The sequence below is a fragment of the Micromonospora sp. PTRAS2 genome (assembly GCF_054052245.1).
Genome location: NZ_JBSWBU010000003.1, coordinates 510,453 through 532,338 on the forward strand (window position 1 = coordinate 510,453; position 21,886 = coordinate 532,338).

15 protein-coding genes are annotated in these 21,886 nt (G+C 74.8%); 6 read left to right on the plus strand and 9 right to left on the minus strand.

Annotated features, from left to right (window positions below):
- The gene (locus ACVMYR_RS13180) at window positions 1–1,488 is read right to left on the minus strand and encodes an amino acid permease (RefSeq protein WP_457121902.1); all 1,488 of its coding nucleotides are present in this window, start codon (window positions 1,486–1,488) and stop codon (window positions 1–3) included.
- A 286-nt stretch (window positions 1,489–1,774) separates the two neighbouring features.
- Between ACVMYR_RS13180 and ACVMYR_RS13185 the strand changes: the two genes are divergently transcribed.
- Together ACVMYR_RS13185 and ACVMYR_RS13190 are read left to right on the plus strand one after the other, a co-directional pair.
- On the plus strand, window positions 1,775–3,451 hold the full coding sequence (locus tag ACVMYR_RS13185; RefSeq protein WP_457121903.1) for a family 10 glycosylhydrolase: 1,677 nt from the start codon (window positions 1,775–1,777) through the stop codon (window positions 3,449–3,451).
- Between the two features lie 181 nt (window positions 3,452–3,632).
- Window positions 3,633–4,157, plus strand: coding sequence for a phospholipase (locus ACVMYR_RS13190; RefSeq protein ID WP_091276627.1), 525 nt, complete (start codon window positions 3,633–3,635; stop codon window positions 4,155–4,157).
- A gap of 51 nt (window positions 4,158–4,208) precedes the next feature.
- Here ACVMYR_RS13190 and ACVMYR_RS13195 read toward each other — a convergent pair whose 3' ends face one another.
- Both ACVMYR_RS13195 and ACVMYR_RS13200 read right to left on the minus strand, forming a co-directional pair.
- Window positions 4,209–7,046 carry an ATP-binding protein gene (locus ACVMYR_RS13195; RefSeq protein WP_228986924.1) on the minus strand — a complete coding sequence of 946 codons (2,838 nt, stop codon included), beginning with the start codon at window positions 7,044–7,046 and terminating at the stop codon, window positions 4,209–4,211.
- Between the two features lie 230 nt (window positions 7,047–7,276).
- Window positions 7,277–7,501, minus strand: coding sequence for an FmdB family zinc ribbon protein (locus tag ACVMYR_RS13200; RefSeq protein ID WP_091276636.1), 225 nt, complete (start codon window positions 7,499–7,501; stop codon window positions 7,277–7,279).
- A gap of 56 nt (window positions 7,502–7,557) precedes the next feature.
- Here ACVMYR_RS13200 and ACVMYR_RS13205 point away from each other — a divergent pair, with 56 nt between their 5' ends.
- The 3 genes from ACVMYR_RS13205 (at window position 7,558) to ACVMYR_RS13215 (ending at window position 13,400) form a co-directional block, all read left to right on the plus strand.
- Window positions 7,558–8,928, plus strand: coding sequence for a lytic murein transglycosylase (locus ACVMYR_RS13205; protein WP_457121904.1), 1,371 nt, complete (start codon window positions 7,558–7,560; stop codon window positions 8,926–8,928).
- A gap of 89 nt (window positions 8,929–9,017) precedes the next feature.
- On the plus strand, window positions 9,018–10,028 hold the full coding sequence (locus ACVMYR_RS13210) for a GNAT family N-acetyltransferase (protein WP_077938217.1): 1,011 nt from the start codon (window positions 9,018–9,020) through the stop codon (window positions 10,026–10,028).
- A gap of 96 nt (window positions 10,029–10,124) precedes the next feature.
- Window positions 10,125–13,400, plus strand: coding sequence for a lamin tail domain-containing protein (locus ACVMYR_RS13215; RefSeq protein WP_457121905.1), 3,276 nt, complete (start codon window positions 10,125–10,127; stop codon window positions 13,398–13,400).
- A 57-nt stretch (window positions 13,401–13,457) separates the two neighbouring features.
- On the opposite strand, the gene ACVMYR_RS13220 is transcribed toward ACVMYR_RS13215, so the two are convergent.
- The 6 genes from ACVMYR_RS13220 to ACVMYR_RS13245 all read right to left on the minus strand — a co-directional run bounded on the left by ACVMYR_RS13220 (window position 13,458) and on the right by ACVMYR_RS13245 (window position 20,150).
- Window positions 13,458–14,111 (minus strand): helix-turn-helix domain-containing protein, encoded by a 654-nt coding sequence (locus ACVMYR_RS13220; protein ID WP_457121906.1) that lies wholly within the window; start codon window positions 14,109–14,111, stop codon window positions 13,458–13,460.
- A 344-nt stretch (window positions 14,112–14,455) separates the two neighbouring features.
- Complete coding sequence (gene hemB, locus ACVMYR_RS13225) at window positions 14,456–15,439, minus strand: porphobilinogen synthase (RefSeq protein ID WP_077938214.1); 984 nt, start codon at window positions 15,437–15,439, stop codon at window positions 14,456–14,458.
- Between the two features lie 55 nt (window positions 15,440–15,494).
- A complete protein-coding gene (locus ACVMYR_RS13230) occupies window positions 15,495–17,075 on the minus strand; it encodes a bifunctional uroporphyrinogen-III C-methyltransferase/uroporphyrinogen-III synthase (protein ID WP_077938213.1) in 1,581 nt (526 codons plus the stop codon).
- On the minus strand, window positions 17,072–18,040 hold the full coding sequence (gene hemC, locus ACVMYR_RS13235) for a hydroxymethylbilane synthase (protein WP_077938212.1): 969 nt from the start codon (window positions 18,038–18,040) through the stop codon (window positions 17,072–17,074). Before hemC ends, ACVMYR_RS13230 begins: the two co-directional genes overlap by 4 nt.
- On the minus strand, window positions 18,037–19,380 hold the full coding sequence (locus ACVMYR_RS13240; protein WP_077938211.1) for a glutamyl-tRNA reductase: 1,344 nt from the start codon (window positions 19,378–19,380) through the stop codon (window positions 18,037–18,039). Before ACVMYR_RS13240 ends, hemC begins: the two co-directional genes overlap by 4 nt.
- Window positions 19,377–20,150, minus strand: a complete 774-nt coding sequence (locus ACVMYR_RS13245) for a redox-sensing transcriptional repressor Rex (protein WP_077938210.1) — start codon at window positions 20,148–20,150, stop codon at window positions 19,377–19,379. Before ACVMYR_RS13245 ends, ACVMYR_RS13240 begins: the two co-directional genes overlap by 4 nt.
- A 387-nt stretch (window positions 20,151–20,537) precedes the next feature.
- Here ACVMYR_RS13245 and ACVMYR_RS13250 point away from each other — a divergent pair, with 387 nt between their 5' ends.
- Window positions 20,538–21,833, plus strand: coding sequence for a sensor histidine kinase (locus tag ACVMYR_RS13250; RefSeq protein ID WP_228986922.1), 1,296 nt, complete (start codon window positions 20,538–20,540; stop codon window positions 21,831–21,833).
- Window positions 21,834–21,886 lie beyond the last annotated feature (53 nt).

The following is a 21,886-nucleotide window of genomic DNA, read 5'->3' on the forward strand; positions in this document are numbered from 1 at the left end:
TCAGGCGTTAACAGGGGGCCCTTCCTTGCGGGCGAGGCGGTTGCGGCGGTAGCCGTAGCCGAAGTAGATGATCCCGCCGAGCGCCATCCAGATCAGGAACCGGATCCAGGTCTCCACCGACAGGTTGAGCATCAGGTAGAAGCAGGCCAGCGCGGAGACGATCGGCAGCACCGGCGAGAACGGCACCCGGAACGGCCGCTCCAGGTCGGGGCGCTTGCGGCGCAGGATCGGCACGGCCACCGAGACCAGCACGAACGCGCAGAGCGCGCCGATGCTGACCAGGTCGGCCAGGGCCGACAGCGGCAGGAAGCCGGCGAGCAGCGCCACGGCCACCGTCATGACGGCCGAGATCCGGTACGGGGTGCCCCAGCGCGGGTGCACCTTCGCCACCGACGGCGGGATCAGCCCGTCGCGGCTGATGGCGAAGCCGATCCGGCCCATGGCCACCAGGTCCACGAGGATCACGCTGGTCAGGCCGGCGACGGCGGCGATGGAGACGAGGATGCCGGCCCACTCGGCCCCGACCGCGTTGAACGCGGAGGCGATCGGCGCGCCCCGGTCGATCTCGGTGTAGGGGACCATGCCGACGACGACCAGCGAGACGCCGATGTAGAGCACGGTGGAGATCAGCAGGGTGCCGAGCAGGCCGAGGGTGAGGTCCCGCTTGGGCCGCCGGGTCTCCTCGCCGAGGTTGGCCACGGCCTCGAAGCCGGTGTACGCGAAGAAGACCACGGCGGCGGCGCTGAGCACGCCGACGAACCCGAACACGGACGGCTCCAGCCCGAACAGGGCCTGGGTGACGGGCTGCTTGATCCCGTCGTCGCCGGCGCCGGCGGGCTCGGCCGGCGGGATGAACGGCGTGAGGTTCGCGGCCTTCACGAAGAACAGGCCGGCGACCACGATGAAGACGCAGATGGCCACCTTGACCAGCACGAGCAGGTTGGTGACCCGGGCGGACTCGCGGATGCCGACGATCGCCACGACGCCGAGCAGCAGCACGACGGCGATCGCGCCGACGTTGACGATGCTGCCCTCCTCGCCGAACCAGGCGGTGGGCAGGCCGAGCAGTTCGGCGAGGTAGCCGGACCAGCCGCGGGCCACCACGGCCGCGCCGAGGGCGAACTCCAGCAGCAGGTCCCAGCCGATGATCCAGGCGACGATCTCGCCCATCGTCGCGTACGCGTAGGTGTAGGCGCTGCCGGCGGTCGGCACGCTGGAGGCCAGCTCGGCGTAGCAGAGCGCGGCGAGCAGCGCGACCACTCCGGCGATGGCGAACGAGATCACCACGCCGGGTCCGGCGCTGTCGCGGGCCTCGATGCCGGCGAGGGTGAAGATGCCGGTGCCGATGACGATGCCGATGCCGAAGCCGGTGAGGTCACGCGCGCCGAGGCGGCGTTTGAGGCCGAGGCCGCCGTCCTCGCCGTCCGCCTCGCCCTGGGCTATCACGTCCTTGATCGGTTTGGTACGCAGCACGGACACCGCGCTCACCCCTCCCACCGTGCGACCACCACCGTGGCGGCCGGTGACCGGCCAAGCTACCCAGCCCGGCGACCCACGAATCACGACTTCGGGTGTCGATACGGTCACGGTCCGCCACGCGGCCCGGGGCGCGTCGGGCGGGGTTCGAGGTCGGGAGGGCATCGATCCGGCGGGAGGTCTTGCGCCGGGCCCGCCCGGTGTGAAAATTTCCTACCAGCGAAAGATTGACTGCGGCGGTTCTTGCCGCAGCAAGCATCGCGCCCGCCCGCCGAGCCCCACCGAAGGGACGCACCGGATGAAGGCAACTCGGCTCAGAGCCGCCGGGCTGGCCGTGGCCCTGCTCGGCACGCTCGCCGCCGCCCCACCGACCGCCGCCTCCGCGGCCGCGAACGGCGGCGGCACCGCCACGCAGGCCGGCGCCACCGCCTCCTGCACCACCGACCCGGCCACCCCGAAGCGGCAGTTCCGGGCCATGTGGATCTCGTCGGTGGTGAACATCGACTGGCCGACCAAGGCGTCGCAGACCGCCCCGGACCGCGCCGCCGCCCAGCGGGCGGAATACCTGGGCTGGCTCGACCTGGCGCAGCGGCTGCACCACAACGCGGTGGTGGTGCAGGTCCGGCCCACCGCCGACGCGTTCTGGCCGTCGCCGCACGAGCCGTGGTCGGAGTACCTGACCGGGGTGCGCGGGCAGGACCCGGGCTGGGACCCGCTGGCGTTCCTCGTCGACGAGGCGCACAAGCGCAACCTGGAGTTCCACGCCTGGTTCAACCCGTACCGGATCTCCATGCCGGCCCCGGGCGGCGCGGGCGCGGACCTCACCCAGCTCGCGCCCGACCACCCGGCCCGCCAGCACCCCGAGTGGACGTTCGCGTACCCGCCGGCCGGCGTCGCCGGCAGCCGGCTCTACTACAACCCCGGCGTCCCGGCGGTCCGCGAGTTCGTCCAGACCGCCATGATGGACGCCGTCACCCGCTACGACGTCGACGGCGTGCACTTCGACGACTACTTCTACCCCTACCCGAGCGGCAGCTACCAGGTGCCCGACGACGCGACGTTCGCCGAGTTCAACCGGGGCTTCACCGACCGGGCCGACTGGCGGCGGGACAACATCGACCTGCTGATCCGGGAGATGAACGACCGGATCAAGGCCGCGAAGCCGTGGGTGAAGTTCGGCGTCAGCCCGTTCGGCATCTGGCGCAACGCCTCGGCCGACCCGAACGGCTCGGACACCACCGGCAGCCAGTCGTACGACATCATCTCCGCCGACACCCGCAAGTGGGTCAAGCAGGAGTGGATCGACTACATCGTGCCGCAGCTCTACTGGTACATCGGCCAGTACCCGGCGGCCGACTACGCCCGGCTGGTGCCGTGGTGGGCCGAGACGGTGCGCGGCACCCGCGTGCAGCTCTACATCGGCCAGGCCGACTACAAGAGCGGCGACCCGGCGTACGGGTCGTTCTGGCAGAACCCGCGCGAGCTGTCCGACCACCTGACGCTCAACCGGGCGTACCCGGAGGTGCGGGGCAACGTGCACTTCTCGGCCGTGCAGGTGCGGGCGAACCGGCTCGGGGCGACCGACCTCTACGCCGCCGAGCACTACGCGCGCCCCGCCCTGGTGCCGGCGATGCCGCACCTGCCGGCGAAGCCGCTGCTGCCCCCGGTGGTCACCGGCGCGCAGCGGCAGGCCGACGGGGTGCGGCTGAGCTGGCGGCATCCGGCCGGCGGCGTGGGCCCGCTGGGCCGGGCCACGTCGTACGCGGTTTACCGGTTCGACGGGACCGGCCCGGCCGGGGCGTGCGGCTTCGCCGACGCGTCCCACCTGGTCGGCACCGTCCGGGCCACCCCCGGCGCGACCCAGTCCTGGGTGGACGTCACCGCCGAGGCCGGCGCGCGGTACACGTACCACGTGGCGGCGCTGGACCGGCTGTGGAACGAGAGCCCCGTCAGCCCGCCGCGCGTCGTGCGCTGAGGGCTGGCGGCACGGACGAGTGCCCCGGGCGCCCCAGCGTCCGGGGTATTCGTCTGTTTCAACTGATGTCACCAGATGTTGGTTTATGACGTACTCGACCCTCCGCGGCGTGATCGACACTTGTCGAATCCGGTGACCCGCCGGTAACCAGCCGCACCGCACACCCCCGCGGAGGTCCCCCGTGCCCAGACGCCTCGCCACAGTCCTCGCCTCCGGCGCGCTCGCCCTGCTCGCGGCGCTCGCGGTCGCCTCCCCCGCGACCGCCGCCGTCAGCACCAGCCAGAAGCTCAGCGTGCTGTCGAGCTGGACGCAGACCAGCGCCAGCAGCTACAGCACCTGGAACTCGGCCCGGCAGAACCAGTCCGCCTGGGCCGAGTACGCCTTCAACTGGTCCACCGACTACTGCTCGTCCAGCCCGGACAACCCGCTCGGGTTCAACTTCAAGCTCTCCTGCCAGCGGCACGACTTCGGCTACCGCAACTACAAGGAGATGGGCCAGTTCCCGGCCAACAAGGCCCGGGTGGACAGCGCCTTCTACGAGGACCTGAAGCGGGCCTGCGCCACGTACAGCTCGGTGGTCCGCCCCGCCTGCTACAGCCTCGCCTGGACCTACTACGAGGCGGTCAGCATCTTCGGTTCCGTCGCGGCGGTCCGGCAGGCCGACATCGACCGCGCCGCCCGCATCAAGGCCGCCGCCGCCCGCTGAGGCGCAAGGAAGGGCCCCTGTTAACGCATTCTGCATAGCAGGGGTCCCTTCCTAACCGCAGCCCTCGGCGGGGCGCGCAGGGGCAGGGGCGGGCGCGGGGGCGGGTGCCGGCATGCCGGTGGCCGCGAAGCGCGTCGAGTCCACCCCGAGGTCGGGGTGCTCCACCGCCAACGCCAGCGCCGCCGCCTCCTCCAGCCCCAGCTCGCTCCCCTGCGCGTACGCCTCGTCGAACGCCACGTCGCCCATCTCCCGGCGCAGCGCGGCCTGCCGCTCCAGCCAGTACGCCCCGTAGATGCCCGGGGTCGACCGCAGGCTCTCCCGGGTCGCCTGCGCCGCGCCGAAGAGCCGGGCGGCGGTCAGCGGGTCGCCGCCGGCCGCGCAGCGCACCGCGATCGCGTTCAGCGTGTCGCAGGCCCGGCGGTGGAAGCCGTGGCTCATCCGGGAGCGCAACGCCACCAGCAGGTGCTCGTGCGCGGCCACCAGGTCGCCCCGGGCCAGCGCCACCATGCCGAGCAGCATGTCCACCGACCGGCGCCCCCGGTCCGCCGGGCGGGCCGCCTCGACCGGGCGGGCCGCGCCGAGCAGCTCCGCGGCCTCCGCCAGCGCGCCGCGCCGCCAGAGCAGCTCGGCGAGGCTGAGCACCGCGAACAGGGCGTCCCCCGCCACCTCCCGCTCGTGCGCCCAGGCGATGACCTCCCGGCAGGCCCGCTCGGCGTCGGCGAACTGCCCCATGTCGACCAGCGGGGCGGCCCGCCCGGCCAGCACCCGGGCCAGCAGGCCGGCGTCGCCGGCCCGGCGGGCCGCCGCCTCGGCCTGCTGCGAGTAGCGCAGCTCCTCCGCGAACTCGCCGTCCGCGCCGGCGTGCAGCGAGTGCATGTAGTACGCGGCGGCCAGCTCGGCGTCCGGCACGTGCTCCCCGGTCTCGGCCATCCGGCCGTAGAGCCGGAACAGCCAGAGGCGTCCCTCCCGGGCCAGCCCGCGCTCCCGCCACCACTGGTCCAGCCCGCCGGCCAGGCACAGCCCGTTGCGGGCGCTGCCGCCGGTCGCGCACCAGCGCAGCGCGGCGCGCAGCTCGCCGGCGAGCGGGTCGAGGGCGTACAGGGAGAGGGTCGTCGGCCGGCCGTCCGGCCCGAGGTAGGCCCGCCGCAGCGCGCGCGTCGACCAGGCCAGGTGCCGGTCCCGGGCGGCCCGCTCCTCACCCGCCTGGGCCAGCCGCCGCGCCGCGTACGCCCGGATCGGGTCGAGCATCCGGTACGTGCTGCCCGACGCGTGCGGCTCGGCCAGGATCATCGACTTGTCCACCAGCACCGACAGCGGGTCGAGCGGGTCGTCGTCGAGCAGCCACTCCACCGTCGGCAGGTCCACCGGGCCGGCGAAGACCGCCAGCCAGCGCAGCAGCCGGGCCGCCCGGGGCCCGAGCGTCCGGTACGACCACGTGACGGTGGCCTGCATGGTGAGGTGCCGCTCGGCGGCCGACCGCTGCACGGCCCGGGTCGCCGGGGTGGGCGGCGCGTTGCCCCGGGACGCCGCCACCAGGTCGACGGTGTCCTGCTGGTTGCCCGTCCAGCCAGGCTCGTCCCGGGGCGGCTGGGGGGCGGCGTCCCGGCCGGCGTCGAGGGTCCCGAGCACGTCGTCGAGGCGCTCGGCGAGCTGCCCGACGGAGAGCACCCGCAGCCGGGCGGCGGCCAGCTCGATGGCGAGCGGCAGCCCGTCGAGCCGACGTACCACCCGCCGCAGGTCGGCCGACTCGACCGGGGCCGGCTCCCGGCCGCCCCGGGCCGCCGCCGTGCGGTCCAGCAGCAGCGCCACCGCGTCGCTCTCCGCACCGCCCGGCCGGGGCTCCACGGACAGCGGCGGGATCCGCCACACCACCTCGCCGGGCAGGCCGAACGACTCGCGGCTGGTGGCCAGCACCCGGACTCCGCCCCCGCCGGCGAGCAGCAGGGAGATCAGCTCGGCGCAGGCGGCCGGCTGGGCGTCGCAGGTGTCCAGCAGGATCAGCATCCGGCGGGCGGCGGCGTACTCGACGAGGGTGTCCACCATCCGGCGGCCGGGCTCCGGACGCAGCCCGAGCACGGCGGCCACCGCGAACGCCACCAGCCCCGGGTCGGTCACCGTGGCGATGTCGACGAACCAGACGCCGTCCGGATATTCCTCCACCATGCCGGCCGCCAGCTCGACGGCGAGCCGGGTCTTGCCGGCCCCGCCCGCCCCGAGCACGGTCACCAGCCGGTGCCCCGCCGTGAGCCGGCGCAGCGCGGCCCGCTCCGCCTCCCGGCCGACGAAGGAGGTGACCTGGGTCGGCAGGTTGTGCGCCACCGCGTCGGCGGTGCGCGGCCGGGGGAACTGCCGCTCCAGGCCGGGCGCGAGCAGCTGGAACAGCCGCTCCCGGTCGTCGAAGCCGCGCAGCCGGTGCAGGCCGAGGTCCAGCAGGGACGCGCCCGCCGGCAGCGGGGAGGCGAGCCGCGCGGTGGCCGCCGAGCAGAGCACCTGCCCGCCGTGGGCGGCGGCGGCGACCCGGGCGGCCCGGTGCACCTCGTGGCTGGCGTACTCGCCGTCGCGGGGCTCCGCCCAGCCGGTGTGCAGGCCCATCCGGACGCGGGGCGCGGCCTCCGGGGCCGGCCAGTCGTGCGTCGCGAGCGCGCGCTGCGCGGTGAGGCAGGCGGTGAGCGCGGCACCGGCATCGGGGAACGCGATGAAGAACGAGTCGCCCTCGGTGAGCAGCTCCGCGCCGTCGGTGCGGGCCAACGTGTCCCGCAGCAGCCTGCGATGCTCCCGCAGCACCGGACGGTACCCGGGACCGAGCAGCTGGGCCAGGCGCGTCGAACCCTCGATGTCGGTGAACACGAAGGTCACCCATCCGCTCGGGAGGTGGACCACTGGCGACATGCGTCGAACCTCCGCCCCCGTGACGACGGGTACATGCTGCCCTATGGTCGTGCCGTCACGCATCGTGAGAACGGATGGGCGAAATCCGCCCCAAGGTGCCAACCGGGGCCGGAAACGGCAGGACCCGGGCCGTTACGGCCCCGTCGGGCCAGGTCGGGCGGGCCTGGGCCGGACGCGACGGGTCGGCCCGGGGGCCAGGGTCGTTCGGGGCGTCGCCGTTCGGGGCGGGGTCAGCAGCCGCACCCGCCACCGCAGCAGCCGCCACCGCCGCCGGCGGAGGGGGCCGGTGCGGCCGCACCCGCGCCGCCACGGCCGGTCACGGCCACGGTGGACAGGAGCTTGACGGTGTCGGCGTGCCCGCTCGGGCAGGACGCCGGCGCACCGGCCTGCGCCATCGGACGGTTGACCTCGAAGGTGTCGCCGCACGCGCGGCAGCGGAACTCGTACCGGGGCATGGCACCAGGGTACGGCCGGGCCTGACTCCGGGCGGGACATGGGTGATACTCGACGGGTGGTGGACGGCGAGGACAGAGCGACGGTTCGGCCCCTGCGACCGGCCGCGCCGCCCGAGGGCCCGGGTGGTGTGCCGCCACGCGCCCGGGTGCCCCGCCCCCGCCGACCCTGGCTGCGGGGCGAGTCGCCCGCCGACGCCCCACCGCCCACCGCAGCCCCGCCGACCGCCGACGCCCCGCCGCCGGCCGAACCGGAGCCGGCGAAGCCCGAACCGGTGAAGACGGAGCCGGCCGAGCCGAAGACGGAGCCGGCCGAGCCGACGGCGAAGGAACCGGCCGAGCCGGAAGCGAACGAGACGACCAAGTCGACGGCGAAGGAAGCCACCGAGCCGGAGGCGGAGAAGCCGACCACACCGGAGGCCGAGCCGGAGAAGCCGGCCGAGCCCGGGGCAGCGGAGGCCGAACAGGGGGCGGCGAAGCCGACCGGGGTGGCCCGCCGGCGTCGGGTGCCGTTCGCCCACGCCGTACGCATGCCGCCGCCCCGGCAGGCGGCGGTCGCCGCCGCCCGCGCCACCCGGGCCTGGTCCCGCCGCCCGAGCGGCCGGCTCACCCTGCCCGGCCTGTTCCTGCTCGCGCTGGTCGCCGGCACGGCCGCCGCCGGGGCGCTGCTGGTGCCGGCGTCCGCGCCGAAGCCCCGCCCGGTGGCGGTGGACGGCACCGCCGGCACGCCGGGGGCCGGCACGGCGACGCCGCAGGGCGGGCTGCTGCCCGGCGGGTCGGCCACCCCGCTGCCGCCCGGCGCGACGGCGGTGCCCGGCGCGAGCGCGGGGCCGGTCGTGCCGGTGCCGAACGGCCGGCCGGCGGACGCGCTCGCCGCGTGGGCCCAGCAGACCGGGGCGAAGGTCGGCATCTCGCCGGTGGCCATGCAGGCGTACGGGTACGCCGAGCTGGCGCTCGCCCAGACCACCCCGGGCTGCCGGCTGAGCTGGACCACCCTCGCCGCGATCGGGTACGTCGAGTCGAGCCACGGCCAGGCCAACGGCGCGACCCTGGGCCCGGACGGGCAGGCGCTCCCGGAGATCATCGGCGACGCGCTCGACGGTAAGGGCGGGCGGCAGCGGATCACCGACACCGACCGCGGGCTGTTCGACGACGACACCGTCTACGACCGGGCGATCGGGCCGATGCAGTTCATCCCGACGACCTGGCAGGAGATCGGCGCGGACGCCGACAACGACGGGCGCAAGAACCCGCACGACCTGGACGACGCGGCCCTGGCCGCCGGCAACTACCTGTGCAAGGGCGGCCGGAACATGACGGTCCCGGGCGACTGGTGGGGGGCCATCCTGTCGTACAACGACGTGCGCCGCTACGCCCAGGACGTCTTCGACAAGGCCAACGAGTACGGGCTGGCCAGCCGCCGCCTGTGAGGTGACCGCCGGGCCCGCGGGAGAAACCGGGCGCGTCCAGGAACTGGACACTTCCGTCAAGCTGCCGTAAGCGGCAAGCTAGACGGGTGATGGTGCGCGAATGGGACCCCCGGACCGCGTCGCCCGCCGAGCTCGCGTCGCTGCTGGACACGCTGAACGCGGTGCTGGCGGCCGACCTCCCGCAGGACCCGCCGTGGCGGGGGACTCACCTGCGGGAATACCTCTCCGAGGTGATGCCCGGCGAGCGGCGGATCTCCTGGGTGGCCCAGGCCGACCCGGCCGCCGGTGGCGCGCCCGGCCCGATCCTCGGCCACGTCCACGTGCTGCTGCTCGGCGACATCGGCGTGCTGGAGGTGCTGGTGCATCCGTCGGTGCGCCGCACCGGCCTGGGCCGGGACCTCGCCCGGATTGCCGCCCGCCGGGTCTACCAGGAGGGCTTCCAGTCGATCGGGGTCGAGGTCGTCGGCGGCACCCCGGCGGTGGCGTTCTACGAGGCGTTGGGCTTCTCCCGGGAATACGTGGAGACCCGCAGTGTGCTCGACCTGTCCGGGGTGGACTGGTCGGCGCTGGCCGAGATGGCCACGGGAGTCGGCGCGGGATACCAGGTCCGGTTCTGCCCGGGCGGCCCGCCGGACGACCTCATCGAGGCGTACGCGCGGGCGAAGGCCGAGGTGCGCGACGTGGACGACGGCGAGCTGCGCCCCAGCTCGTACGACCCGCAGCGGCTGCGGGACAGCCTGGCCACGCTGCACCGGCGCGGCATGAAGCCGTACATCGTGCTCGCCACCCACGACCGCACCGGGGAGGTGGCCGGGCTGACCGAGGTGGTGGTGCCGGCGCAGCACCCGACCCGGGCCGACCAGTACGACACGATCGTGGTGCAGGAGCACCGGGGCTACGGCATCGACCGGGCGATCAAGGCCCGGATGCTGCTGGAGCTGCGCTCGGCCGAGCCCACCCTGACCGAGGTGCAGACCTGGAACGCCCAGGCCAACGAGGCGATGCTGAAGGTCAACGCCGAGCTGGGATACCAACCGGACCGGGAGTGGTGCGAATACGGCGTGGACGTCGCCGAGCTGGTGCACCGCCTCGGCGGCTGAGTCGGCTATTCACCAAAGCGCCCCGTGGGGGATGGACGGCGGACAGCGCCGCCGCTTAACGTGCGTTCGTTCACGTCCACCCATCGTGGAGGCCCCATGCGCCCGCGCCGCAGAACTGCCGCGCTCGCGACCGCCGTAGCCGTCACCATCCCGGTCATCGGCGTCGCACCCACCGCGGCCAGCGCCGCGCCCACCGACCTGTTCATCTCGGAGTACGTCGAAGGCTCGTCCAACAACAAGGCGATCGAGCTGTACAACGGCACCGGCGCCCCCGTCGACCTCACCGCCGGTGGTTACCAGCTCCTGCTCTACTTCAACGGCAACACCACGGCCACCACCCTGGCCCTCACCGGGACGGTGGCGGCGGGCGACACGTTCGTCTTCGCCGCCGCCTCGGCCGCGCCGGCGATCCTCGCCCAGGCCGACCAGACGACCACCGCCAGCCTGTTCAACGGCGACGACGCGATCGTGCTGCGCCGGGGCACGACGGTGCTCGACTCGATCGGTCAGGTCGGCGTCGACCCGGGCACCGAGTGGGGCAGCGGCCTGACCAGCACCGCCGACAACACGCTGCGGCGGCTGCCCACGGTCACCTCCGGCGACACCGACCCGTCGGACGCCTTCGACCCGGCCGCGCAGTGGGCCGGCTTCGCCACCGACACGTTCGACGGGCTGGGCGCGCACACCGTCGACGGCGGCGGCCCCGTCGACCAGCCCGCCACCGTCACCTGCGGCGGGGCGCTGACCACGTCCGCCGGCACCGCCGCCAGCCGCGAGGTCACCGCCACCGACCCGGACGACACGATCGTCGACCTGGCGGTCACCTCGGTCGCGCCGGCCCCGGCCACGGGCACGATCAGCCGCACCGGGTTCACCCCGGCCGACGCCGTCGGCGGCACCGCCCGCGCCACGGTCGCCACCAGCGCCGACCTGGCCGCCGGGGCGTACACCGTGACCGTGACCGCGACGGACGCGGACGGCGCCACCGCCACCTGCGCGCTGGCCGTGACCGTGACCCGGGAGCTGACCGTCGGGGAGGTGCAGGGCCCGACCACCGACGCCGAGTCCGGCCCCGCCGACCGGTCGCCGCTCGCGCCGGCCTCGGGCAACGGCACGAGCAGCACGCTGTACGACGTGCGCGGCGTGATCACCCAGCGCACCCTGGCCCGGACGTCGGCCGGGGCCGACCAGCACGGCTTCTTCCTGCAGAGCCGCGCCGACGACACCGACGGCGACCCGAACTCCTCCGACGGCATCTTCGTCTTCATGGGCGCGTTCACGTCGCTGATCGGCGGCTACGTGCCGACGGTGGGCGACGAGGTGGTGCTGCGGGCCCGGGTGTCCGAGTACTACAACATGACCCAGCTCTCCGGGGCCTCCCTGGTGCGCAAGGTCGCCTCCGGGCTCGACGTGAACGCCGTCGTCGCCGTCGACGACGCGGTGCCCCCGGCCGACCTGGCCGCCGCGCAGCGGTTCTGGGAGCGGCACGAGGGCGCGCGGGTGCGGGTCCGGGCCGGCAGCGGCGCGGTGAGCGGCCGGGACGTGTTCGCGTCCACGGCCGACTCGGAGGTGTGGGTGGTCGACCGGGACGACCCGCTGCTGGGCCGCGCCGACGCGTACGCCCGCCGGGTGTTCCGCGACGCGCACCCGCTGGACAACGACGCGACCCGCCGCTTCGACGACGGCAACGGCCAGCGGATCATGCTGGGCACCATGGGCGTCAAGGCCACCGCCGGGGACAACGCCGCGCTGCTGCCGCCGGCCCGGACCTTCGACACCCTCACCGAGGACGCGTACGGCGCGCTCTACTTCTCCTTCGAGAAGTACGGCGTCCAGGTCGAGCGGGCCGCCTTCGCGGCCGGGGCCGACCCGTCGAAGAACAACCCGCCGCAGCCGGCCGACCGGTCGCGGGAGATCGCGGTCGCCACGTACAACGTGGAGAACCTGTACGACTACCGGGACGACCCGTTCGACGGCTGCGACTTCACCGGCAACGCCGGCTGCACCGGGGTCAGCCCGCCGTTCGACTACGTGCCGGCCAGCGAGGCCGACTACCGGGAGCACCTGACCGCGCTCGCCGACCAGATCCGCACCGACCTGCACGCGCCGGACCTGATCCTGGTGCAGGAGGCCGAGGACCAGGACATCTGCTCCGTCTCCGGCGGCGCGCTGGTGTGCGGCGACACGAACGACGCCGACGGCGCGCCGGACACCCTCCAGGAGCTGGCGCTGGCCGTGGCCGCCGCGGGCGGGCCGGCGTACGCCGCCGCGTACGACCGGACCGGCGCGGACGCGCGGGGCATCACCGCCGGGTTCCTGTACCGCACCGACCGGCTGTCGCTGCCCGAGGCGACCGCCACCGACCCGCTGCTCGGCTCTGCGCCGACGGTGCCGTACCGGTCGGCGGGGCTGCCGTCCAACGCGGACGTGCAGAACCCGAAGGCGCTCAACGCGGTGCTGCCGGCCGACACCGACACCTCCACCGGCAAGGACGGCAACAACGTCTACACCCGGGCCCCGCAGCTCGGCAGGTTCTGGGTCAAGGCGGCCCCGGGCTCGTCCGAGGGCTACCACCTGTGGGCGCTGAGCAACCACTTCTCGTCGGGGCCGGACAGCCGGGTCGGCCAGCGCACGGAGCAGGCCCGCTACGGTGCCGCGCTGGTCACCGCGATCCACAACGCGGACCCGAACTCCCGGGTGGTGTACGGCGGGGACCTGAACGTCTTCCCCCGCCCCGACGACCCGATCGCCACCGGGGCCGACCCGACCCCGTCGGACCAGCTCGCCGCGCTCTACGACGCGGGCCTGCACAGCCTGTGGGACGACCTGGTCGCCGAGGTGCCGTCGTCGGCGTACTCGTACAGCTTCCAGGGGCAGGCGCAGACGCTGGACCACCTGTTCGTCAACGACGCGCTGCGCGACGACCTGGTCCAGGTGCGGGCGGCGCACGTCAACGCCGACTGGCCGGCGGAGTTCACCGGGGACGGGTCGCGCGGCTCCAGCGACCACGACCCGCAGGTGGCCCGGTTCCGCTCCCGCGCGTCGCTGAGCGTCGCCGACGCCACCGTGGTCGAGGGCGACAAGGGCACCCGCCCGCTCACCTTCACCGTCACCGTGTCCCGGCCGCTGTCCCAGCCGGCCCTGATCTGCGCCGCCACCTACGGCACCACGGCGCAGGCCGGGTCGGACTACGAGCCGTACGTCGGTTGCAAGGTCCTCGCGGCCGGGCAGACCTCGCTGAACTTCGCGGTCACCGTGCGCGGTGACCGCAAGCGCGAGGCCGACGAGAAGGTGAACCTGCTCGTGGCCGGCGTGCCCGGCCTGCACCTGGCCGACCCGCTGGCCGTCGGCACCATCGCCAACGACGACTGACCCGCACGGCGGCCCCACGGCGGCCCGTCACCCGGCTCCTGGCCGGGCGGCGGGCCGTCAGCCGTACGGGGGGACGGCGCGCGGGGGTGGCGGCACGTGCCGGAGCTTGGCGACCCGGACCTCCCACCGGCTGCGGCGACGCATCGCGTCCCGGTAGGCGCGGTTGCGGTAGAAGGTCTCCGGCGGGCGGGCCAGGCCGTAGACGTCGGCCCACCACTCCCCCGGCTCGGGGTCGAGAATGGTGTCCAGGTGCGACGGGTAGCGCCGCTCGGCCCCGTCGCGGGCGTCGTCGCGGTCGCGCATCGGCTGGAGCACCCGGCCGAACTCGTCCACCACGGCCAGCCGGAAGCCCGCCGCCGCGAGGAGCCGGCGCAGCATGGCGATGCTGGGGGTCAGCGCGCCGGCCTCGATCCGCCCGATCGTGGACGGGTGCACCCCTGCGTAGGCGGCCAGCTCGCGTTGGCTGGCGTCGGCCCGCCGCCGCACGGCCCGGATGATGCCGGCCGCCGGCCACGGGATGTCGAACGGCTCGGTCAGCATCACCGACGGCTCGTCGCCGGCTGTGGGCTCGCCGGCTGCCGGGTCGGCGTCCGTGGCCCCGCCGGCTGCCGGATCGGCGTCCGTGGCCCCGCCGGCTGTCGGGTCGCCGGACTCGGCGTCGTCGCCTCCGGGGGCGCCGTCCGGCTGCTGTGGCGCAGTGTGGGCTGCCATGGGTTCACGTTCCCCGGCCGCGCGGACCGGTCGCAACCCCGCCCCGCGCGGCTGTGGATAACCGGGCGTCTGGCGGTAACCCCGCCGTCCGCGGCGACTGCGGATGTGGCTGGGCTGTGGCCGGGGACCGGCGTGAGGGCCGGGGCCGATCGCGGCGCAGGCAACCACTCCCCTCGGCCCCTTTGCTCTGCACCCACCGACGCAGCAGTCACCCTAGGTGAGCGTTGCGCCCGTGGGTGCAGAGCAAAGGGGGCGGAAAAGAGGGTTGGGGCCCGACGCAAAGGGCGCACAAAAGGGACAGCAGGGAGCGGAAGGGAAACGAGGGCGCGCAGCCCCAGATGCGCTCAGTAACGCTCGCGGAGCAGGCGGGCGGCCTCGACCGCCCAGTAGGTGAGGATGATCTGCGCCCCGGCGCGCCGGATCGAGGTCAGTGTCTCCAGCATGACCCGCTCCCGGTCGATCCAGCCGTTCGCGGCGGCTGCCTCGACCATCGCGTACTCGCCGGAGACCTGGTAGGCGGCGACCGGGACGTCGACCGCCGCGCGCACCGCCGCCACCACGTCGAGGTAGGGCAGGGCCGGCTTGACCATCACGATGTCGGCGCCCTCGGCGACGTCGAGCGCGACCTCGCGCAGCGACTCCCGCAGGTTCGCCGGGTCCTGCTGGTAGGTGCGCCGGTCCCCGTCGAGGCACGACTCCACCGCGTCCCGGAACGGGCCGTAGAAGGCGGAGGCGTACTTCGCCGCGTACGCGAGCACCGCCACGTCGGTGTGACCGGCGGCGTCCAGGGCCCGGCGGACCACGCCCACCTGCCCGTCCATCATCCCGGACGGGCCGACCACCCCGACCCCGGCGGCGGCCTGGGCCACCGCCATCTCGGCGTACGCGGCGAGGGTGGCGTCGTTGTCCACCTCGCCGTCGGGGGTGAGCAGGCCGCAGTGCCCGTGCGAGGTGAACTCGTCCAGGCACAGGTCGCTCATCACCACGGTCGCGTCGCCCACCTCGGCGACCACGTCGGCGATGGCGACGTTGAGAATGCCGCCCGGGTCGATGCCGCCGGAGCCCCGCTCGTCCCGCGTCGCCGGCACCCCGAAGAGCATGATCCCGCCCACGCCGGCCTGCACCGCCTCGGCGGCGGCCTTGCGCAGCGAGTCCCGGGAGTGCTGGAGCACCCCCGGGAGCGACGCGATCTGCCGCGGCTCGGTCAGCCCCTCCTTGACGAACATCGGCACGACCAGCTCGGCCGGGTCGACGCGGGTCTCGGAGACCAGCCGCCGCACGGCCGCGTTGCGGCGCAGCCGGCGGGGCCGGATCTCGGGGTACGGCATGAGGGGCCTCCCTGAACGAGCTGGACGAACCGTGCGAGCCGCGCAGCCGGTGCGGCTAGCGGAACCGCAGGGCGGTCGGCCCCTGCACCTTCGAGCCCCGGCGCTGCTTGGCCGGCATGGCGGCCAGCTTCTCGCGCAGCTCGACGGCGTAGGCGGCGAGCGCCTCCACGAGATCGGGCACCGAGGCGTGCTGAGGCTGGACGTCGACCCGCAGGCCGAACTCCGTCGCGGTCTCCGCCGTCTTGGGCCCGATGACCGCGACAACGGTACGCGCGTGCGGCTTCCCGGCGATGCCGACCAGGTTCCGGACCGTGGAGGACGAGGTGAACAGCACCGCGTCGAACCCGCCCGACTTGATCGCGTCCCGGATCTCGGCGGGCGGCGGGGCGGCCCGGACCGTGCGGTACGCGGTCACGTCGTCGACCTCCCAGCCGCGCTCGGTGAGCCCGGCGGCGAGGGTCTCGGTGGCGATGTCGGCGCGCGGCAGCAGCACCCGGCCCACCGGGTCGAGGATCTCGTCATGCGGCGAGAACTCGGCGAGCAGCCCCTCGGAGGACTGCTCCCCGGCGGGGACCAGCTCCGGCTGGATGCCGAACGCGCGCACCGCGTCGGCGGTGGCCTCGCCGATACAGGCGATCTTGACGCCGCCGAAGTGCCGGGCGTCCAGGCCGTGCTCGGCGAACTTCTCCCACACCGCGCGGACGGCGTTGACCGAGGTGAAGACCACCCAGGCGTACCGGCCGTCGACCAGGCCCTTGACCGCCCGCTCCATCTGGGCGGGGGTACGCGGCGGCTCGACCGCGATGGTCGGCACCTCGCACGGGATCGCCCCGTACGCGCGCAGCCGGGCGCTCATCACCCCGGCCTGCTCCTTGGTGCGCGGGACCAGCACCTTCCAGCCGTACAGCGGGCGGTTCTCCCACCAGCTCATCTTGTCGCGCTGGCCGACGCCCTCGCCGACGGTGAGCACGACCCGGCCGGTGAAGCCGAGCGCCGCCGCGACGAACGAGTCGACGGTCGACGTGGTCGTGTACTGGGTCTCCCCGGTGCCGTCGCCGGTCACCCCGACGCCGGTGGCGCCGTCGACCCCGGCGGCGAGCAGGCCGTCGCGGATCGCGGCCAGGTCACCGGCGTCCACGGCGAGCGCCAGCGAGCCCCGGCCGACGGCGGCGGCGAGCGCGTCGAAGTCCAGCGTGGTGACGTCCTCGACATCGGCGGCGGTGCGTACGCCCGGCAGCGGCACGCCCGCGTAGGTGGCGACGCCCTCGGCCTGCCCGACGCCCGGCACCACCTCGAAGTGCGCGGCGGTCCGGGCGACCGCCTGCACCTCCTTGACCACGGAGTCGTGGCCGAACGGGTCCCCGGCGACCAGGTGCACGGCGTTCAGGCCGGACCTCGCGGCCGAGATCAGCACCTTCGCCACGTCACCCGGCACGCCCTCCGCCGGGGAGAACTGGGCATCGGACTTGGCCTGGGCGCGCACGGCGTCGAGCAGCGACTCGGGGACTCCCCGGTCGTATACCACCTGGTCGGCGTCGACCAGGGCGTCGTGCGCCCGGCGGGTCAGCAGGCCCGGGTCGCCGGGGCCGGCCCCGACGAACGCGATACGGCCGACGGGCTTACGGGTGCGGGTCATTCTGTGCTCCCAAATTGCTGGGTCCCCGGACCGGCGTTTCCTTCGTGGCCGAGGATCGAGTCGGCGCCGAGTTCGAGGAGTTCGGCGGCGAGTGCCTTGCCGATCTCCGCCGCGTCGGCGGGCGTTCCGGTGCGGGACAGCCGGAGGTCTCGCGTGCCGTCCGGGCTGATCACCGCCCCGCGCAGGTAGATCTCATCGCCGGCGTCGCCTTCGGCGAGTTCCGCATAGGCGGCGACGGGTGCGCTGCACCCGGCCTCCAGGGTGGCCAGCAGCGCCCGTTCCGCGATGACCGCGGCCCGGGACGGTGCGTGGTCGAGCACCGCGAGCAGCTCGACCAGGTCGGTGTCGTCGGCCCGGCACTCCACGGCCAGCGCGCCCTGGGCGGGCGCGGGCAGCATGAGCATCGGGTCGAGCGTCTCGGTGATCACGTCGGTGCGGCCGATCCGGGCGAGCCCGGCCCGGGCCAGGACCACGGCGTCGAGGTCGGCGTCCGGGCCGAGGACCCGCGCCAGGCGGGTGTCGATGTTGCCGCGGATCGGGGTGACCTCCAGTTGCAGCCCGAGTGCGTGCAGCTGGGCGATGCGACGCAGCGCGCCCGTGCCGACCACGGCGCCGGGCGGCAGCTCGGCGAGGGTACGTCCGCCCTTGGCGACCAGCGCGTCGCGCGGATCCTGGCGGGGCGGCACCGCCGCGACGTGCAGCCCGGGGGCCGCCGCGGTGGGCAGGTCCTTGTAGGAGTGCACCGCGAGGTCGATGGTGCGGGCGGTCAGGGCGTCGCGCAGCGCGGAGACGAAGACGCCGACGCCGAGCCGGTGCACGGGGGCGGACGAGCGGTCGCCGGCGGTGACCACCTCGACGAGTTCGACCTCGCGGCCGGTCGCCTCGGTGAGCGCCGCGGCGACCTGGCCGGACTGGGCCATCGCCAGCGTGCTGCCCCGGGTGCCGAGGCGCAGGGGGGCGGTCATCTCTCGCCTCCGGGGTACGGGGTGGGGTCGGTGTCGACCACGTCGGGGACGGTGTCGACGGGGGACGTCTGCGGGACCTGGAGGTCGAACAGCTCGCGCAGCAGCGCCGCGTACTGGTCGCCGCCGGGCTCGGCGGCGAGCTGGCGGACCCGCACGGTGGGCTGGTGCAGCAGCCGCTGCACGACCCGGTGCACGGTGCGGGCCACGTCGGCGCGCTGGTCGTCGCTGAGGTCGGGGCGGCGTTGGGCCAGCCGGCGCAGCTCGGTGGCGACCACGTCCTCGGCCCGGCCGCGCAGGGCGGCCACGGTCGGGGCCACGTCGGCGCCGCGCAGCCAGGTGAGGAAGGACTCCACCTCGGCGGTGACGATCCGCTCGACGGCGGCGGCCTCGGCGGCGGCGGGACCGCCGGCCAGGACGGCCGCCATCCGGTCGATGTCGATCACCTCGACGCCGGGCAGCCCGGCCACGCCGGCCTCGACGTCGCGGGGGACGGCGAGGTCGAGCAGCACGAGCGGGCCCCGGTCGGGGTCGCGGTCGGCGAGCGCCCGGGTGACCACCTCGCGGGTGAGGACCGGTTCAGTGGCCGCGGTGGCGGCCACTACGATGTCCACTGTGGAGAGCACGTCGGTCAGCCCGGCCATGGGCGCGGCGCTGGCCCCGTACGACTCGGCCAGCCGCACGGCCCGGTCGGCCCCCCGGTTGGTCACGGTGAGCGGCCCCGCGCCGAGCCGGGAGAGCGTCGCCACGCCCAGCGCGCCCATCGCGCCGGCGCCCACCACGAGGGCCGGGCGGCCGGCGAGCGCGCCGTCGAGGTGGCCGGCGGCCAGGTCGAGCGCGGCGCTGACCACGCTCTGGCCGGCCCGGTCGATCCCGGTCTCGGCGTGCGCGCGCTTGCCCACCCGCAGTGCCTGCTGCATCAGCTCGTGCAGCAGCCGGCCGGCGGAGTCGGCGCCGCTGGCCCAGTGGTATGCGTCGCGGAGCTGGCCGAGGATCTGCGCCTCGCCGACGACCATCGAGTCCAGCCCGGCGGCGACCCGGAAGACGTGGTCGACGGCGGCGGCGTCGTAGTGCACGTAGAGGTGGTTGGCCAGGCTCGCGGGCAGGGTGCCGGCCTGCTCGGCGAGGACGGCGCAGATGTCGCCGAGGCCGCCGTGGAAACCGGACACGGCGGCGTAGACCTCCACCCGGTTGCAGGTGGAGACCAGGACGGCCTCGCTCACGTACGGCTGGGCGAGCAGGTGGTCCAGGGTGCGGGTGAGGTCGGCCGGGCCGACCGCCAGCTGTTCCAGGGTGGCGACGGGAGCGGTGCGGTAGGACGCGCCGACGACGAGCAGTTTCACGTGCCGATCGCCTCCTGGGGGTCGGTGGCGGCGAGCCCGCCGGGCAGGGCCGTGAGGGCGGTGCCGCCGGTGGCGGGCAGCGCGGTCAGCGACGCCTTGCGGTGCTCGTGGAAGGACAGGATCTGCAGCTCGATGGCGAGGTCGACCTTGCGCACGTCGACCCCGTCCGGGACCGAGAGTACGCACGGCGCGAAGTTGAGGATGCTCGTCACGCCGACGGCGACGAGCTGGTCGGCGACCGCCTGGGCGGCCCGGGCCGGGGTGGCGATCACGCCGATCGCGATCGGCTCCTCGGCGGCGATGCGGGGCAGCTCGTCGACGTGCCGCACGACCAGGCCGTTGATCTCCTCGCCGACCCGCCCCTGGTCGGCGTCCAGCAGGGCGGCGATGCGGAAGCCGCGGCTGGCGAAGCCGTCGTAGCCGGCGAGGGCGTGACCGAGATTACCCACCCCGACCAGGGCGACGGCCCGCCGCTGGGTGAGCCCGAGCACGAACTCGATCTGCTCGACCAGCAGGGCGACGTCGTAGCCGACCCCGCGGGTGCCGTAGGAGCCGAGATGGGACAGGTCCTTGCGGAGCTTGGCGGAGTTGACCCCGGCGGCGCTGGCCAGGCCCTCGCTGGAGACGGTCTCGTGACCGGACTCGGCGAGGTTGTGCAGGGCGCGGAGGTATTCGGGCAGCCGCGCGACGGTCGCCTCGGGCAGGTCCGGGAGCGCCGGTACGGCACCGGCGCGGCCGGACGCGCCAGGGTGACGGTGCTGCTGACTCATGAGACTCCGTGCGGTGCGATCCTCGGCCGGCTTCAGCGGCCTGCCGTATCGGGACTCCCGCTGGCGACCGAGATTGCCGGCTGTGCTAGCAGGACGCGTCGGAACTACAGAGTAGGCGCTTGTGAAGACACGCACAAATCGCGATCTTGAAGACCAGCGACCCGCCTCCACCTGCCCCTCCACCCCCCAAGATCGATCCGGCGCCTCGCGTGGCCCGCGCCGATTATTGCTCATTCCCGACTTCCGTCACCAATCGCGCGAGCGCCGCGCCCGCCGCCGGCCCGTCCCGCCCAGCGGCGCGCCCGGCCGGCGGTAGGGCTGGCACCACCAGCAAGAGGACGGCCGACGGGATTCCGACGGCGGGGCCGACGTCCCTAGCCTCGAACCATGACCGCCGCCACCACGGCCGAACCGGCCGCCCTCCCGCCCAGCGTCCCCCGCCAACTCCTGCGCGACTCCGGGTACGTGCTGCTCGGCCTCCCCCTCGCCGTGGCCGGCTTCGCGGTCCTGGTGGCGGGGCTGGCGCTGGGCGTGGGACTGGTGGTGACCGTGATCGGCCTGCCCGTCCTCGCCGCCACCCTCTACGCCGCCCGGGGCTTCGCCGACGTGGAGCGGCTGCGGCTGACCGCCGTGCTCGGGCAGGACCGGGTGCGGCCCGAGTACCGCCGGGCCGAGGCGGGTGCCGGCGCCTGGCGGCGGATCCTCGTACCCATCGGGGACGTGCAGTCCTGGCTCGACCTGACCCACGGCATCTTCAACCTGGTCGTGGCCCTCGTCACCTTCGTGGTGACCGTCACCTGGTGGGCCGCCGCGCTCGTCGGCACGCTCTACTCGGTCTACGACTGGGCGCTGCCGCACCCGCCCGACGACCAGCCCCTCAGCGAGTTGCTCGGCCTGGGCGACTCGGCCGCCGCCCGGATCGCGATCAACACCGCCGCCGGACTGTTCTTCCTGGTCACCCTGCCGCTCGTGGTGCGGGGGTGCGCGCGCCTGAAGGCCGGCTTCGCCCGCGCGCTGCTCACCGGGGTGGCCGAGATGCGCAGCCGGATCACCGTCCTGGAGGAGCGGCGGCGGGCGGCCGCCTCCGCCGAGGCCACCGCGCTGCGACGGCTGGAACGCGACATCCACGACGGCCCCCAGCAGCGCCTCGTCCGGCTCGCCATGGACCTCAGCCGGGCCCGGCACCAGCTCGCCGACGACCCGGAGGCCGCCGGCCGGACCCTCGACGAGGCCGTAGCCCAGACCCGGGACACCCTCGCCGAGCTGCGCGCCCTGTCCCGGGGCATCGCCCCGCCGATCCTGGTCGACCGGGGTCTGCCCAGCGCCCTGGCCGCCCTCGCCGGACGCGGCCTGATCCCGATCGAACTGCGCCTCGACCCCCGGCTGGACGCCCCGGGCGGGCGACTCGACCCGGCCGTGGAGAGCACCGCCTACTTCGTGGTCGCCGAGGCGCTGACCAACGTGGCCAAGCACAGCGGGGCGACGGAGTGCCGGGTCGAGGTCACCCACGCCGACGACCGGCTGGTGGTCGCCGTCGCCGACGACGGCCACGGCGGCGCGCACCTGGCCAAGGGGCACGGCCTGACGGGAATCTCCGACCGGGTGCGCGCGGCGGGCGGCCGGCTCGACGTGCTCAGCCCGGCCGGCGGGCCCACCGAGGTCCGCGCGGACCTCCCGCTGTGACGACGGCGATCCCGGCGGCCACCGGCGACGGCACCGCAGGCGCTCCCCGCGAC